We start from the raw sequence: 631 nt of genomic DNA, 5'->3' as shown, positions 1-631 counted from the left end.
CTACGAGGCGCAGCGCGGGATGTTTGTTCACCCGACCTATGCGGTGACGCCGCAGCGCGAGCCGTTGGGTATTCTGGACGCGTGGATGTGGGCCCGCGAGAAGAAGGACGAATCCGGCCAGCGTGGCGGCCCCAAGGAAAGTTTGCGTTGGATCGAAGGCTACGAGCGCATCGCCGAGATGGCGCCGGACATGCCATCGACCCGCCTGGTGTATGTGGCCGACCGCGAAGCGGATCTGATGGCGTTGATGGAGTGCGCCGATGCGTTGGGCAACCCGGCCGACTGGCTGGTACGTGCCGCGCATAACCGCTGCCTGCCTGAAGGCGATAAGTTGTGGGAGCGCGCCACGCGCGGCGAAGCGGTGGGCGAAATCGCCTTCACGATGGCCGCGCGCCAAGGCGTGAAAGCGCGCACGGTGCGCCAGCGCCTGTGGCTGCAGCGCGTGGAGTTGCCCGCGAGCAAGGGCAAAAGCATCGCTGCAACGTGCCTGGTCGCGCGCGAGTTTGACGCGCCTGCCGGCGTCAAGCCGATCGAATGGCGCTTGCTGACTAACCGTGCGGCTACCACGCTGGATGAAGCGATCGAATTGATCGAGTGGTATCGGGCGAGATGGGAAATCGAGATCCTGTTC

General features: G+C 65.0%; 1 protein-coding gene. It reads left to right on the top strand.

The window, feature by feature from the left end; translation table 11 throughout:
* The coding region (locus tag AWB68_RS45910; protein WP_125483341.1) for an IS4 family transposase at positions 1-631 on the top strand (631 nt) is incomplete at both ends.

It is taken from the genome of Caballeronia choica (genome assembly GCF_001544535.1).
GTDB lineage: Bacteria > Pseudomonadota > Gammaproteobacteria > Burkholderiales > Burkholderiaceae > Caballeronia > Caballeronia choica.
The sequence above is the reverse complement of the archived record's forward strand: the minus strand, read 5'-3'. Positions and strand labels throughout refer to the sequence as shown.